Source organism: Streptomyces chiangmaiensis, from assembly GCF_036281785.1.
Classification (GTDB): Bacteria; Actinomycetota; Actinomycetes; order Streptomycetales; family Streptomycetaceae; genus Streptomyces; species Streptomyces chiangmaiensis.
Genome location: NZ_JAYWVC010000192.1, coordinates 1 through 14,880 on the forward strand (window position 1 = coordinate 1; position 14,880 = coordinate 14,880).

Annotated in this window: 14 protein-coding genes and 2 pseudogenes; 4 read left to right on the forward strand and 12 right to left on the reverse strand. The window is 67.3% G+C overall.

Annotated features, from left to right (window positions below; all coding sequences use genetic code 11):
* From VXC91_RS34730 to VXC91_RS34755, 6 genes and pseudogenes are all read right to left on the reverse strand, one after another.
* Positions 1-855 (reverse strand): PP2C family protein-serine/threonine phosphatase (locus VXC91_RS34730; protein ID WP_329511344.1); only part of this gene is annotated, 855 nt, incomplete at its 3' end.
* 184 nt (positions 856-1,039) lie between these two features.
* Positions 1,040-2,653: an ATP-binding SpoIIE family protein phosphatase gene (locus VXC91_RS34735; RefSeq protein ID WP_329511345.1), complete on the reverse strand. Its 1,614-nt coding sequence runs from the start codon at positions 2,651-2,653 to the stop codon at positions 1,040-1,042.
* Positions 2,654-2,787: 134 nt separating this feature from the next.
* Entirely contained in the window at positions 2,788-3,303 is a 516-nt protein-coding gene (locus tag VXC91_RS34740) for a Fur family transcriptional regulator (RefSeq protein ID WP_329511346.1), read from the reverse strand.
* A gap of 350 nt (positions 3,304-3,653) precedes the next feature.
* Positions 3,654-3,998, reverse strand: coding sequence for a hypothetical protein (locus VXC91_RS34745; RefSeq protein ID WP_408057546.1), 345 nt, complete (start codon positions 3,996-3,998; stop codon positions 3,654-3,656).
* 121 nt (positions 3,999-4,119) lie between these two features.
* Positions 4,120-4,194 (reverse strand): annotated as a pseudogene (locus VXC91_RS34750) (ABC transporter ATP-binding protein); the annotation flags it as partial.
* A gap of 379 nt (positions 4,195-4,573) precedes the next feature.
* Positions 4,574-4,819, reverse strand: coding sequence for a hypothetical protein (locus tag VXC91_RS34755; RefSeq protein ID WP_329511347.1), 246 nt, complete (start codon positions 4,817-4,819; stop codon positions 4,574-4,576).
* 104 nt (positions 4,820-4,923) lie between these two features.
* Here VXC91_RS34755 and VXC91_RS34760 point away from each other — a divergent pair, with 104 nt between their 5' ends.
* Positions 4,924-6,021: an integrase core domain-containing protein gene (locus VXC91_RS34760; RefSeq protein WP_329511348.1), complete on the forward strand. Its 1,098-nt coding sequence runs from the start codon at positions 4,924-4,926 to the stop codon at positions 6,019-6,021.
* Positions 6,022-6,029: 8 nt separating this feature from the next.
* Here the strand turns inward: VXC91_RS34760 and VXC91_RS34765 are convergent, their stop codons facing one another.
* From VXC91_RS34765 to VXC91_RS34785, 5 genes are all read right to left on the reverse strand, one after another.
* Positions 6,030-7,226 carry an IS110 family RNA-guided transposase gene (locus VXC91_RS34765; RefSeq protein WP_329511349.1) on the reverse strand — a complete coding sequence of 399 codons (1,197 nt, stop codon included), beginning with the start codon at positions 7,224-7,226 and terminating at the stop codon, positions 6,030-6,032.
* A 505-nt stretch (positions 7,227-7,731) separates the two neighbouring features.
* Positions 7,732-8,538 carry an SAM-dependent methyltransferase gene (locus VXC91_RS34770; protein WP_329511356.1) on the reverse strand — a complete coding sequence of 269 codons (807 nt, stop codon included), beginning with the start codon at positions 8,536-8,538 and terminating at the stop codon, positions 7,732-7,734.
* 190 nt (positions 8,539-8,728) lie between these two features.
* On the reverse strand, positions 8,729-9,511 hold the full coding sequence (locus tag VXC91_RS34775) for a hypothetical protein (RefSeq protein ID WP_329511350.1): 783 nt from the start codon (positions 9,509-9,511) through the stop codon (positions 8,729-8,731).
* A gap of 98 nt (positions 9,512-9,609) precedes the next feature.
* On the reverse strand, positions 9,610-10,527 hold the full coding sequence (locus VXC91_RS34780) for a hypothetical protein (RefSeq protein WP_329511351.1): 918 nt from the start codon (positions 10,525-10,527) through the stop codon (positions 9,610-9,612).
* Positions 10,514-11,074: an RNA polymerase sigma factor gene (locus tag VXC91_RS34785; protein WP_329511352.1), complete on the reverse strand. Its 561-nt coding sequence runs from the start codon at positions 11,072-11,074 to the stop codon at positions 10,514-10,516. Before VXC91_RS34785 ends, VXC91_RS34780 begins: the two co-directional genes overlap by 14 nt.
* A gap of 446 nt (positions 11,075-11,520) precedes the next feature.
* Here VXC91_RS34785 and VXC91_RS34790 point away from each other — a divergent pair.
* Positions 11,521-12,612, forward strand: a pseudogene (locus VXC91_RS34790) (integrase core domain-containing protein).
* Positions 12,613-12,929: 317 nt separating this feature from the next.
* Here VXC91_RS34790 and VXC91_RS34795 read toward each other — a convergent pair.
* A complete protein-coding gene (locus tag VXC91_RS34795) occupies positions 12,930-13,676 on the reverse strand; it encodes a helix-turn-helix domain-containing protein (protein ID WP_329511353.1) in 747 nt (248 codons plus the stop codon).
* Between the two features lie 62 nt (positions 13,677-13,738).
* Between VXC91_RS34795 and VXC91_RS34800 the strand changes: the two genes are divergently transcribed.
* A complete protein-coding gene (locus VXC91_RS34800) occupies positions 13,739-14,308 on the forward strand; it encodes a TIGR03086 family metal-binding protein (RefSeq protein ID WP_329511354.1) in 570 nt (189 codons plus the stop codon).
* A 148-nt stretch (positions 14,309-14,456) separates the two neighbouring features.
* Positions 14,457-14,603 (forward strand): hypothetical protein, encoded by a 147-nt coding sequence (locus VXC91_RS34805; RefSeq protein ID WP_329511355.1) that lies wholly within the window; start codon positions 14,457-14,459, stop codon positions 14,601-14,603.
* Positions 14,604-14,880 lie beyond the last annotated feature (277 nt).

A 14,880-nucleotide genomic window follows, 5' to 3' on the forward strand; every position in this document is an offset into this window, starting at 1 on the left:
TCCGTCGTGCAGCAGCAGCGGAGGGGGGTGCCCGCAGGTGACCAGGCGCGCGATGGGCTGCCCAGCGGGTATCTCGACCAGCAAGGTGGTGACGAAGCGCTCCATCGCGTCGTCACTGGCAAGGTCCTCGCAGTATTCGTTCATGCTGGTCTCCAGCCGGGCTGCCAGGTCCGCCAGATCGGGTGCGTCGCGCACGTTCACCCGGAACGAACTGAGCACCACGGAGGCTGCCTCGACGGCGGGGAGTCCCTTGCCGCGCACGTCACCGATGATCAGCCGCACCCCGTGCTGGCTCTTGCGCGCTTCGTAGAAGTCGCCGCCGATCCGGGCGTGCGGGGCGGCGGCCTGGTAGAGGAGTTCGATGTCGACGTGCCCGAGGTGGGGCGGTAGCGGACGTAGCAGCACCTGCTGCGCGGTATCCGCTACGGTGCGGACCTCGGCGAGGGTGCGCTCCCGGTGCTGGCGTACCCGGCTGGCGTAGGCGGCGGCGAGGGTGATGGCCGTGATCGCCAGCATCGTGAACAGGCTGGGTGTGTCGCCCAAGTCGTGATTGTAGGTGGCCGCAAGCCCGATGGCGGCGCCGAAGGCCAGCAGTCCGATGGCCAGCGTGCCGGCCAATGGCCACATGGCGGCGGCCAACGCCGGCGCTGCCCCCAACAACCGGTTGAACTGCAAGTGGGGCGTGAGGACATCCGCCACCACGGCCAGAGCGATCACCAGCAGCGGCGCAAGGCGGATCCACTCGAACGGCTGGCCCACTTGCCGAATCCGCAGGAGGTGCCGGTTGGGGCTGATCCGCTGCCGCAACGGCCGAAGGGTGATCCTCTGGGATGCCCCCTTGACCTGCACACTCATGTCTAGGCTCCTTCTATGGGAATAGCACGTACACGCGCGTGTTCGCGGAGCGAGTACAGGTCGGACTGCTCAGGGTTGGCCTGGGCAGTTGCCGCCGGACCTGGTGCGGTGGGCTCGACTTCGACGCCCGCGACGACCGGCGGCCAAAGGGCTCTTGAAGGGTGGCGGCTTTCGGGATGGGGGCTCATGTCGGAAGGTCTTGTTCAGTCCAGACGGTCTTGCCGGAAGCGGTGTAGCGAGTCCCCTGATGCTGTGTGAGCTGCGTCACGATGGACAGGCCACGGCCGCTCTCATCGCTGAGCCCCGGCTTCCGCAGGCGGGGAGCCGCGCTGCTGGTATCGGAGACCTCGCAGATGAGTGTGCGGTCGTCATTGATCAGACGGAGTTCCACCGGCCCCGTGGAGTAGCGAACGGCGTTGGTCACGAGTTCGCTGACGACCAACACGGTGGGGTAAGCCAGTTCGTTGAGCATCCATCTCGCCAACTGCCGACTGGTCCACCTGCGGGCGGCGGCGACAGCGGCGGCGTCAGGTGGCAGGCTCCGGGTCGCTACCTTCTCGGCGTCGAACGCCCGGGTGCGGGTCACCAGCACAGCCGGCTCGCGTCCGGGAGACACGCCGCAACGGACACCCTCAAGGATCTCCTGTGTATCTGGTCCGGATCGGCTCAACACCTCGTAGAGACGTTCTGCCGTCGCCTGTTCATCGGGAAGCGGGGCGTCATCACCGCCGCTGTTCAAGAGCAGGAGGGTGCCCGAGTGTATGTCGATCTCAGTGGCCTCGAAGGGCTGGCCACCCGCTCCCAGCGGTGGATGGGAGGCCAGGACGGGGGAGTTCACGGTCCCGTCCGGGTGGACGACCACGAGGTGAGCATCGCCCGCCCGGGACAGGGAGCAGCGCTCGGTGACAGGGTCGTAGACCACACACACGCAGCTGGAACCAACGTACTTCAGGCCGAAGGGGTGCCGGCATGGAGCCTCGTGTTCTCGGTCCAGGCGGCTCGCCACCTCGTCCAGGCACGAGAGTATTTCGTCGGGCGCCAAGTCCTGCAGGGCGAGCGCGAGGATCATGGCTCTCAACTGGCTCATGCCCAGCGCAATGTCGGCGCCCTCCCCTTCTGTTACGCCCACCACCAGAGCCACCCGCGCGCCGGACAGGGGGATGATGTCGAACCACTCGCCGCCGGAGCCTTCTACCGGAACGTGACTGCGGGCAGACTCAAGTGCGCTGAGGGATGGAAGCACCTCAGGAAGCAGGGCCCGTTGCAGGAGCCGGGCGCGGGCCCGCTCTTGGATGCGGCGGCGGACGAGGTCGATACACGACGCGGCATGTTCCGCGAACCTGGCGGCTGCTTGAAGGTCGCCCGCGTCGTAGGGAGCCGAGTCGGCCCGGCGATACAAGGCAACCAAGCCGAGAACAACGCCTCGCACTACAAGGGGCACCACCATGAGGGAGTGCACCCGTGCCTCCCGCATCACGCGTGCGCGCGCTGAATTGCGGGCGAGCCATGGGCTGTCGTCGTTCAGCTCGCGGATGAGGCGTGGGCGCAGATGGGCAAGAGTCTGTCGGTAGGGGCTCGTCGGCGGGATCTGGCTCACGTCACCGACCACATAGGCGGGTCGGACCCCACTGGCTCCCCGCAGAGACCGGAAGGCGGCGCGCCGAAACGGCGTGCTTCCGCAAAGGGCACCGGGTGGGGGCGCTTCGCCACGCAGGGTCAGCTCCAGCAGCTCCACGGTGACGATGTCGCCCAGCTCGGGCACTGCGGCCTCGGCGAGCTTCTCGGCAGTGCGGAACATATCCGTGCCAGTGTCGCTCGCCAAGTTCTTCACTTCTGAATGGGTGCGGACAACCACGATGATGGTCCTCTACGCAGAGGCAAACTCTGAAATTGAGCGTCGCGAGGCCGGACGGGCGCCGTGCCGCGAAACGATCAGCCGTGCTCAGCGGGGGCGCAGCGCGGGCACGCGCCCCAATAGGTCACCGCAGCCTCGTCCACCCGATAGGACTCGGGCAGCTCGGCCACAAGACACGGAGCCTCGCCGATCACGCAATCCACGTCGATGATGTCGCCACAGAGCCGACACACGAAGTGGTGATGATTGTTGTGCCGCTCGGCCTCGTACCGGGCCTGCTGGCCGGTGACCTGTGTACAGCGAACCAGGCCGACCTCCGTGAGAACGCGCAAGACGTTGTAGGTGGCCTGCAGGGACAGCCCACCTGTGGCCTCTTGTGCCCGGCCCCGGATGGCCTCGACGTCGGGGTGACCGCCCAATTCCTCGATGGCGGTGAGTACCGCCATACGCTGCACGGTCACCCGAAGCTGCGCCTCGCGCAAGCGCGCTGCGGCTCGATCCATGGGCTCGGGCGCATCTCGATCCTTGCCTGCTGTCCCGGCCCGATGGGTGCCCTGACGCACAAGACCCGAGCCGGCTCGAAACTTGGCCATCGTTTCTCTTCCGGGTGAGTTACGAGTCCGACGACCTCCAGGCGCCGGTTTCGAAGCCGCTCAAAGTCGCGAGGTCGTGATCTCGGCGGCGTCCGGCCCCGGCCACATGGGCCGTTCGGCTTGTCTCGATCCACTCTAGATACTTGAATCATTCAAGACAATAGAGACTATCCACTCTTACCTACCTTTAATTGAACTAATCCGCCGTCGTGTCACTTCGGCATCACTGTCCCCTCCCGCCCCGGGCGACCAGGACACCTCGGCTCCTTGATCCCCTCGCCGGAACCTGGCCACGGCACCGCTGCCCCTCTACAGCGGACGACAGTGCCTCTCTATAAACCGATCCCTGATCATGAAGCGCGGTCGGCAACCCCGTCCTCCAGGTCCATAACGAGATTTTTCGCCGCCTGGACCACCCAGACCGCGGACAGGTGCGCGGTCGCGCCCACGATCCGAACCCGGCGGCTGGCGTGCTCGATCACCGCGAACACGCACAGCCGCGCCCCAGTCAGGGTGACCGTCTCGAAGAAGTCGCACGCCAGCAGCGCGTCGGCCTGGGAGCAAAGGAAGTCAGCCCAGGTGCTGAAACCCCGTCCGGGCCCCGGGTCGATCCCGGCATCCTTCAAGATCTCCCAGACCGTGGAAGCAGCCATCTTGATCCCCAAAACGGGCTGCTCGCCTTGCCGCTCCGGCACCCTCACGTGGGATTTTCGCGTGCCAGGCGCAACACCAATGCCCTGATCAAGTGGATGGTCCGCGGGTCGGCCCGAACGCTTCGGCCGAGACTTGTCCGCGTGGCGACGCTCGGGCCCGGGTTCAGGCGGGCAGTCGCGGCACGCTGTCGATCAGGCGGCGGGTGTAGGGGTGCGCCGGGCGGCCGAGCACCTGGGCGGTGTCGCCCTGAGGTGGCGACCCTGCGCAACCTCGCCATCGGTCTCACCGTCAAGCCAGCTGGGCGAACATCGCTGACGCCACCGAGAAGGCTATGGCAGGTTGTGCCCGCTCCCCCTCATCAGCGAAGTCCGCCTCAGGCTGCTGGATTCGAGGCAGGCTCTCTGGCAGGATTTTTGTTACTGGCTTTTTTGTTGAGCTGTGTGTGGCGCTGATCATCTGGTGCGGTCGCTGAGCAGGGCGGTCGACACTTGGTCCGTGAGCCATTCCTCGGTCTGGTTCCAGGACCAGGCGCAGTCGGCCACGTACACCCGCCAGGACTGGTGGCCGAGGAAGAACCACAGGACGTCGGTTGCGCGGTCGTAGGTCAGGTCCTCCCTCAGAGCCCCCAGATCCGCCAGCCGCCCGGCGACGTCTGCGAGGGCCTCGCGGTAGATCGGTCGGTGCGGGCGAGGGTTTCCCGGGCGGTCTCCTCAAGTGCGGCGGCCGTGATCAGGACCCGGAGAAGGGCGAAGTGCCGTTCGTTATCGACCCGTACCCCGTGCGTGGTCACAGCCACCACCTCGCGGGGATCGATGCAAGCGCGCACGGCCGCGAGCGTCTCGTCGGAGACCGAGTCGCCCATGCCCTCGCTGATCAGATGGGCCAGGATCGAGGACTTTGCGCCTGCCGAGAATGTTATCCATGCAGCTCAGGGGCTTGTTCGGTGCTGCGGCAGGATGAGCACTCGTGTTGCTTCGTCTCGCCTACCTGACCATCACCAACGCGTTCGCCGCGCTGCGGCTGCTACCGATGAGCGATCGCGACAAGGACGCGGAGATTCTCGCCCTGCGCCACCAGATCCTGGTCCTTGAGCGGCAGCTCGGTGCGGGCCGGGTGAAGTTCGCCGCGGAAGACCGGGCCTTCCTCGCCGCTCTGCTGGTGCCGCTGCCGCGTCAGATTCTACGCCGGCTCCGGCTGCTGATCCAGCCCGACACCGTGCTGCGATGGCACCGCGACCTGATCAAGCAGCGGCACGCCCACACCTGCCGACCGAAGAGGCCAGGCCGCCCGCCCACCGTTCGCTCGATCCGCATCCTGATCTTGCGCCTGGTCCGGGAGAACCCGTCGTGGGGCTACCGCAGGGTGCACGGCGAACTCGCCACCCTCGGCATCCAGGTCGCCGCCTCCACCATCTGGGAGATCCTCAAGACCGAGGGCATCAGCCCCGCACCCGACCGGGCCGCCACGACCTGGGCCGGTTTCCTGCGCTCTCAGGCCGACGTCATCATGGCCTGCGACTTCATCGAGACCGTCACCCTGACCGGCCGGCGCCAGTACATCCTCGCGGTCATCGAGCACGCCACCCGCCGCATCCGGATCCTCGGCACCACGTCTCACCCCACCGCGCATTGGGTGAGTCAGGCCGCACGAAACCTCGTCATGGACCTCGAGGACACCGCAGCCACCGTCACATACCTGATCCGGGACCGGGACGCAAAATTCCCCGCACTCTTCGACCAGATCCTGGAAGCCGCCGGCATCCAGACCGTCCTCACCGGCGTCCGGATGCCGCGCATGAACGCCATCATGGAGCGCTGGGTCCAGACCTGCCGCCACGAACTTCTGGACCGCACGCTCATCTGGAACGAGCGCCACCTGCGCCACGCACTCCACCAGTTCGAGCAGCACCACAACACCCACCGGCCCCATCAAGCAATGAACCAGGCCGCACCACTGCGCGCTGTCCCCGAACCGATCACCGATCCCGGGCGAATCTCCCATCTGGACATACGCCGCCGAGACCGGCTCTCCGGAGTGATCCACGAGTACCGGCACGCTTCCTAATGTTGTTGTCAAACCGTAGTGGTCACTGGTGGTGTTGTGGCGTAGCACCGTCGGTCACGGATCAGGGCCCACAGAACGTTGACCCGGCGGCGGGCGAGCGCGAGCACGGCCTGGACGTGTCTCTTTCCTTCGGCGCGCTTGCGGTCATAGAACTTCCGGGAGTTGGTGTCGCAGCGGATGCTGACCAGCGCGGAGGTATAGAAAACGCGCTGCAGGCGCCGGTGGTAGGTCATCGGCCGGTGCAGGTTGCCGCTGACCTTGCCCGAGTCCTTGGGAGCGGGAGCGACCCCGGCGAAGGCCGCCAGAGCGTCCGGGGAGTCGAAGCCGTCCAGGCTGCCGCCGACGGCGGCGAGGAACTCGGCGCCAAGGACGGTGCCGATGCCCGGGATGCTTTCGACTATGTCGGCGAGTTCGTGCTCGCGAAACCGGCCCTCGATGAGCTTGTCCATCTCGGAGATTTGCTCGTTGAGGGCCATCACCTCCTCAGCCAGGGTGTGGACCAGCTTCGCGGTGATCTTCTCCCCCGGGACGGCGGTGTGCTGGCGTTCGGCTGCCTCAACTGCCGGTTCGGCCAGGGATCTCGCGTTGCGGACCTTGCGGTTGGCCAGCCACCTGGTCAGTCGTGTGACCCCGGTGCGGCGGATCGAGGCCGGGGTCTGGTAGCCCGTCAGCAACTTGAGCGGGCCGGTGTTGGTCACATCCAGGGCCCGCTCCAGAGCCGGGAACATGCTCAGCAGGGTGCCGCGCAGGCGGTTGACCACGCGGGTGCGGTCCTCGACCAGGTCGGAGCGGCGTCCGGTCAGCAGCTTCAGCTCGATGGCGGCTTCGTCGCCGGGGCGGATGGGCCGCAGGTCACGGCGCATCCTGGCCTGGTCGGCGATGACGTAGGCGTCGCGGGCGTCGGTCTTGCCCTCGCCGCGGTAGCCGTCGGCTGCCCGGTTCACCAGGCGCCCGGGGATGTAAAGGATCTCCTGGCCGTGGTTGACCAGCAGGGCCAGCAACAGCGCGGGCTCTCCGCCCGTCATGTCGATGGCCCAGGTGACCTGACGGCCGTCGGCCACGTCAAGGACGTCACCGATCAGCTTCAGCAACTCGGGCTCGTCGTTGGCCACCCGCCGCGACAGCAAAGTCTTGCCGTCGGCATCCAGCGCGAGGCCGTGGTGATGGCCCTTGCCACTGTCGATCCCCGCCCATATCCGGCTCATCGTGCTCCTGACGTGCTTGTTCGTGCTGTTCGTGCCACGGACGACCTCGCCGGCATTGCTCTACACAGCGACTTGTTCGCACTTCCTAATCGGCGGCCGAGTCGTCGTGGGACACCGGGCGGCAAAGCGTGTTCAGCCACAAGACGGCAGCCGCCTGATAGCCACGCCCAGTGTCCCTGGGCGTCCCCACCCTACGAACGGGAGGACCAACCCGACCCAAAAGGTAGAGCCGCCTGACCTGGCCGGATGTAATATTCGGCAGCCGCACCGCCGACTTCACGCACCTCATCCGAGATCGAGACGCGAAGTTCACCGATGCTTTCGATGCCGCCTTCGCCAGCGAGGCCGTTGCCATGGCCGAAAGACGAGTTCAGCGATCACATCAGCCGATAGGTCCGCGATCCTACTGTTTGCCATGAACGCTGCGCGATTCGCTTCCCCACCGCACCACGATCGACGATCAAAAGCCCGACGCCTCACCGCCTACCGTGCACGAACTCGTTTCTCACCCCAGTTTCCGGCCCACCGCCCCGACGGCGTGGCTTTGATCGTGAGCGATGTCCGCCGATCCAGGGTCTGGGCGCCAGTCGGCGGACTTGACCAAGCCCGGCTCGACCAGACACAGCTCCTGCAGAAAGCGCCCGATGTGCTCGGGCGAACGTAGGTGGTACGAATTGGCAGACTGAGTGTTGTACGCCTCGATGGCTACCTTGAGCCTTTCACTGGTGTCCGTGCCGTCACTCAGGGCCACGTAACTGCCTCGTGGCAAAGCATCGATGAGCTCGGCCACGATCCGCTCGGGCTCCTCGTCGTCGGGGACCTGGCCCATGATGCCGAGCAGGATCAGGCCGATGGGCCGGTCGAAGTCCAGCGTGCGTGCGGCCTGGGTGAGGATCTTCTGCGGATCGCGCACGTCGGCATCGAGGTAGGCGCACTTTCCCTCAGGCGTACTACGCAACAACGCGTCGGCGTGGGCGAGGACGATGGGGTCGTTGTCCACGTAGACGATCTTGCTTTCGGGTGCGATGCTCTGGGCGACCTCATGGGTGTTGTTCGCGGTGGGCAGCCCGGTACCGATGTCGAGGAACTGGTTGATCCCGGCGTCGCGCGCCAGAAACCGCACTGCTCGCACCAGGAAGCTCCGCTGCTGGCGTGCGATGGCTGCGATTTCGGGGAATGTCCGGAGGATCGCGTCGCCGGTCTCGCTGTCCACCGGGTAGTGGTCCTTGCCGCCGAGCAGGTAGTTCCAGACGCGCGCCGAGTGGGGTCGATCGGTCTGCAGTCTGCTGCTCCAGTCGCTTCGGTCAGTCATGCGGACAGCATCGCACAAGGTGACCGCCAACGTGATCAACTGCCTTGTTCGCGACCGTTGTTGTCCACCGTGTGCCGCGTGTTCGTCATCCTCGCCGACTTGCCGGTCCGCCACCTCACCGCTCCCAACGGCAAGACGGGGCACGCCTGGGCGAAGTGCACCTCCGGCCCGGAAGTGGGCGTTGGCATGGTCATCCCTGCCGTGTCGCCGTGCCCCTTCCTGGACACCACCTCTTCGGTAGTCGGTCCGGGGCGCGCCTCAAACGTCTCGCAACTCCTGCCTGGGTCCCGGCTCCTTCTTGCGGCGCACGCGGTCGGGCAGCCCCGCGACGAGGGGGCAACACCAGTGTCAGCACAGCTCCGGCCCCCGCGCCAGTTATCGCCCACCACCAGTTGGTGCCGCCCGCCTCCGGCGCAGCGACCGTCGCGGGTGCGGTTCTGACGTCCGCAGACGAGGTCGCGGGCACGTCCGACTGCCAGGGCATTGGAAGGACGCCGGAGTACCCCGTGTCCGACGTCCTGCCCATCACTCCGAGCTTCTTGAGAAGGGTGCGCAGTCGGGCGGCATCTTCGGCGCGGTGCCAGTACCCGTTGGGCGATTCAAGCACATGCGCCGCCGTGTGGATCCAGACGGCATCGGTGCCGGAACCCGGGAAGACCCGGTCGAGCCGCCAAGGCGAGATGTCGTGCGCCAGCCAGGTGACATTGATCTGCCGGGTGTCGACCAGGTCGGCCTCCGGAGGCTTGTCCCGGGTGCCGGTGTCCGGCGGGCCGAGCAGTTGCTCCAACTGTCCGTACTCCTCGTCGGAGAAGTACCGCGCGGTGGCCTCCCCACTCTCGGGCGAGGTCACGAGCACACTCGTCGGCCCTCCCGCCGCGGCCGAGGACGCGCCCCACACCAGCAGCGCGAGCATCACCGCCAACGTCCCCGTCAGCACGGCCGTCTCCCGTGCCGCGACTCTCCACTTACGCATCCGAACCTCCGGTCGGAAAAACGTCGTGCGGCCCGTACCGAAGCCGCGTGTCACTTCCGGTACACCACCCGAGCGTCCGGGGTTCCCACGCCGGTGCCCTATTTCGAGGGCGTATCGGGCTCCGGCACGACGGACCTCGCGATCTCCATGGCCCGGTTCTTGGACACCGCCCCCTCCAACCGCAGCGTCACCTGGCCGCTCCGTGTCTCATGCATCCACAGCAGCGTCGGGCCCGCTGTCCTCTCCTTGCGCGTGTAGCGCACGCCGTCCACGTCCACCAGGCAGAACCTCAGCAGATGGGGCGACCGGAACCACAGGGCGAAGTCGGACGCGTCGGTGCCTGAGGAATTCGGGTCCAGCGTTATCCACTCCGGCTGCACGCTCACCTTTTTGACGAAGCCGACGTCCAGTCGTGCCGGATACTCGTCCAGCCGGACCGTGTGCCCGTGTTCGCGCCAGCACAGGCTCACCAGGAACCTGCCGCCGGGCTCACCGGTCACCGTTGCTCCGTCCGGGGTGCCCAGCGCGTCGGGCACCAGGGGTGTGAAGCCGGTCCGGTGCCGTGCCTGCGTGAGCGACATCGACTTTCCGCAGTCGGGCACTTCGGCGCCGGGTGAGGGCCTCGCCGTCGGGTCGTACCGGACCTCGACCCCGCCGAAATCGAACCAGTCGATGACCGCCGCCCGCACCGGGGGCGTGAGGGCGAGCACCGTCAGCAGGCCGCACAGGGCCGCGGTCAGCGCACGCCACCGCGCCCGTGCCCAGTGCCGGACTGCTCGCAGCCGCTCACCGGCGCGCGGTGCCTCGGGCACGGGAACCGGCAGCCGTTCAGCGCGAATCTGCTCCAGGACCCGCTCGACCATCGCCTCGGACACGCCGGCCGCCGGCCCGTCCAGCGACCGCCCCAGCGCCCTCAACTCCTCGGAAAGCCGGGCCGCTTCCACGCGCCGACCCCGGCCACCGGCAGCCGCTTCGGCCCGGGCGTCCTGACCGTCGTAGGACTCACTCACGCTCATCACCCCCTTCCTGAGGCTGAAAGTCCGGCACGAGATGCCTCAGCTTCTGCAGGGCGCGGTTGAGTCGGGACTTCACCGTGCCGCAGCGCCAGCCCAGGGCCTGAGCCGTCTCGGATTCATTCATCTCCAGGAGATAGCGATAGGTGACGACGAGGCGGTGCTCCTCGGTCAGCTTCTCCAGAGCGGTGAGCAGATCCGCACGGCGCTCCCGCTCCAGTGTCGCCACCGCCGGATCCCCCGAGTCCGGTATCAGCGGCTCCGCCGTCACGAAGGCTGCTTCTCGGTCGGCGAGCGTGCGCTGCCGGGCCGCCGTCCGCACCATGTTTCTCGTCTCGTTGGCGACGATGGCGAGCAGCCATGGTCTGAACCGTGCGTCGCTCCTGAACCGCCCCAGAGCGCAGTACGCCTTCACAAAGGCCTGCTGTACCACGTCCTCTGCATCCGCACCGGCCCCGAGCGCAGCGGCCGCCCGCAGCGCAATGCCCGTATGGGCCCGCACCAGCTCCGCGTACGCCTCCGGCTCACCGGCACGCACGCGGGCGATCACCGCGGCTTCATCAACGATACGGTCCCCCTCCCCCGTTCCCACACACGTGGTACACCACCGAGGGCGAATCGGTTCCCCCCTGACTTCGGCCAATTTCGGACCGCACGTCGAGCGGTCCTGCGTGCGCTCGTGGTCCCAGGAACCTTGGCCCCACTCCCCCGAGTTCGACAGTTGGTGGGCATACGGGAGCACAGAATCTTCGGGTTGACCTGCGGTGATGGGCATGAAGGGGCAGCGGCGCCGTTTGCCCACGGCTCCGGAGGGCGTTTCCCCAGTTCAGGGGCTATTTGGGAGTCTTGAGGCCGCTCATCTTTCGCGGAAGTGACACTGCGGGTGCCGATAAATCATCCGTCCAGGTTGCGGCCTTGATCGCCGATCTCGGACCGTGCAGCCGCTCGCCCCACCGTCTTCGCCTGGGCAGGCCATCGACGGCATGATGATCCCTCGTGCTGCAGCGCCTGGCCTACCTCGCCGCTGCCAACACCTTCACCCTCCTGCGCCTGCTGTCCGATGAGCGACCGGGACAAAGACATCGAGATCCTTGCCCTACCGCACCAACTCCTCGTCCTGCAACGCCAGACCGGGAAGCCTGCGTTCACCATCACGGACCGCGCTGTGCTCGCCGGCCTGCTCCACCACCTCCCGAAGGACAAGCTCCGGCACCTCCTGCTGCTGATACGCCCCGACACGATCTTGCGGTGGCACCGCGACCTGCTCAAGCGACGCCACGCTGCGACCTGCGTGCCGAAACGCCACGGACGCCCACCCACGATCCGCTCGATCCGCACCCTGGTCCTGCGCCTGGCCAACGAGAACACCTCGTGGGGATATCGCCTCATCCACGGCGAGCTCGCCGCGCTCGGCATCAAGGTCGCCGCCTCGACCATCTGGGAGATCCTCAAAGAGCACAGCATCCCGCCCGCGCCCGAACGGCAGGGCACCACCTGGGCCGACTTCCTACGCAGCCAAGCCGACGCCCTGCTCGCCTGCGATCTCTTCGAGACCCGCCCCCTGACCGGGACCCGTCTGTACGTCTTCGCAGTCATCGAGCATTCAACGAGGCGTATCCGGCTCCTGGGCACACCGCGCACCCCACCGCGGAATGGCTCGTGCAGCTCGGACGCAACCTCCTCATGGACCTGGAGGACGCGGGCAGCAGGACCAGATTCTTGGTCCGGGACCGAGACTCGAAGTTCACCGTCGCCTTCGACGCGCTGCTGGCCGATGCCGGGCTGAAGGTCGTCACCACCGGCATCCGGATACCGCGGATGAACTCCCCCATGGAGCGCTGGATACAGACCTGCCGCAGGGAACTCCTGGACCGCACCCTGATCTGGAACCAGAACCACCTCCTCCACGCACTCCGCCAGTTCGAGACCTTCTACAACGGACATCGACCGCACCGAACGCTGAAGCAAGCCGCTCCTCTGCGCCCGCTACCCGAACCGATCGACCTGCCGGCGCAGATCGAACACCTCGATGTCCGCCGACGAGACCGACCCGGCGGAACCCTGCACGAATCCCGACATGCCGCTTGACCAGGCCGGATGTTTTATCGGCACCCGCAGCCCTACGCTCCTGAGGTAGCCCGTCGCGCAACTGCCATGCAAACACTCTGCCTGCATCTCACAGCTCGCACGGGCAGCGTGGACCGGCGACGTCACCGGCGTACGCGCGAGAGTGCTGTCCCGGCGTTGGACTGGCAGGCTCCAATGATCGAGTAGTCGGTATTCGTGGGCGGGACGTAGCGACGGTTACCGACTGTGATCTGCGAAAGTCTGCACTCAGCCACGATCCACCTTGCCGCCCGCACCCGCGCCGGGACGCGACCCACACTCAAATCCGGGGAGGCGGACTAATACCGCTGCGCGTACCAGGTCGGTGGCTCGCCGAACATGCTCTTGAAGTCGCGGATGAAGTGGCCCTGGTCGGCGTAGCCGAGGTCCGCCGCCAGCGCGGCCCAGTCGATCGCCCCGCCGGCGGCCATGCGTGCGGTCACCTCGTGCAGGCGGTAGCGGCGGATCACCCACTTGGGCCCGATGCCGACGTACTCCGCAAACAGCCGTTGCAGCCCCCGCATGCTCAGCCCCAGCTCGTCGGCGAGGCGTTCGACTCTGGTCACGGCCTTGTCCTTGGCGATCAGCTCGACCGCGGCCACCGCCTGGCGCACCCGGGGGTCGTCGTCCGGCAGGTGTTTCAGCAGGAACGCATCCACGGTCGGCACGTCGAGCGTCGTGGGCAGGTCCGGGCCGAACACCTCGGTCGCCGGGACGACGCGGTCGGTGATCGTCGAGACGGAGGCACCGAGGAACGGGCGGAAGCAGCCCGGCCGGAACGTGACGCCGAAGACATGGTCGCGGCCCTCGAGGACCTTGGTCTGGTAGCCGCTGCACACGCCGTTGACGTCCGCGCGGCCGCCGCCGAACGACAGGTGCACGTTCGGGTACGGCACGATCTTCTGCCGGTAGGGGTCGGCGTAGTCCCAGCGAGCCTCCCAGTAGTGCTCCACCCATGGCGCTAGCGCCGGCGACGGGCCGTGGAACGCGTGGCGCTGATAACCTGGTCCACGCACTCCGCAGCTCACGAACGTCCCGCCCCACACGGCAGAGTGTATGTCGCCTTTGTTCAATACCCCTCCGGCCCGCGCCGCCTAGTGTCGCCGCCATGTCACACATGTCCAACGCGGCCGAGGCCATGGCCGCGGTCGCCTGCACCATCACCGACGACCAGCTCGCCAACAAGACTCCGTGCACGGAGTACGACGTGCGGGCACTGGTCAACCACCTCCTGTTCTGGGGCCCGTCGCTCGCGGGCGCCGGCCGCAAGGAGTCCGTTCCGCAGCCGGCGGCCGCCGAGTCCAATGTGGACCTGGCGGCCGGCGACTGGCGCGGCCGCCTGCTCGCCCTGCTGGACGACATCACGTCGTCGTGGGCGCCGCCGAGCGCCTGGGAGGGCGAGACGAGCATGGGCACGCCGCACAAGCTGCCCGCGCCCGTCATGGGCGACATGATCGTCGGCGAGCTGGCCGTGCACGGCTGGGACCTGGCGGCCGCGACCGGGCAGCGGCTGGAACTGCCCGCCGACCTGCTGGCGCATCTGCACGACACGGTGTTCGCCGGCGTGGAGCAGGGGCGGGAGATGGGCATGTACGGACCGGAGGTCGCCGTGCCAGCCGACGCACCCACCTTGGACCGCATCCTCGGCCTGACCGGCCGTGATCCCGCCTGGACGTAGTCTCCGACTGGTGATGTCGGCCAAATCTCGCGCGAGCTGCCGAAGCGTGGTGCGGTGGCTTCGACGTCCCGGCCGACAGTCACCGAGCAAGGAGACAAGCCAAGAAGTACCTGATCACGCACTACACCTCCAGGCCGACATCGACGCGTTGGCCGGTAAGGAGACCGCGGCCAGCCCGGCGTGGACGCCCGAGAAGGTCCGCTCGATGGGCGAGTTCATGGGCAGGTGGACGGACGAACCGGTGGAGTCCGGCGAGTTCGTCGACGCCGCCGGGTTGGCCGCGCCGGAGCACTGATGTCGGTCAGTGCGTAGCCTGTCCCGCGTGAAAACCCGGGTTCGGGCCCCTGATCAGGACGTTTCGCTGCGGGACGGTGGTGGACCGGGGCATGATCGAGATCCATGCGGTGGTCATGGATCTATCTGCTGACGCGCAGGTCGCTGGAGCTGGCGGGCCTGCGGCTGCTGGGCAACACTGCCAAGGACGTCGAACTGCTGGTGCTGCGGCACCAGCTCGCTGTGCTCCAACACCAGCTCGGTAAACCGAAGTTGGAACCAGCCGACCGGGTCCTGCT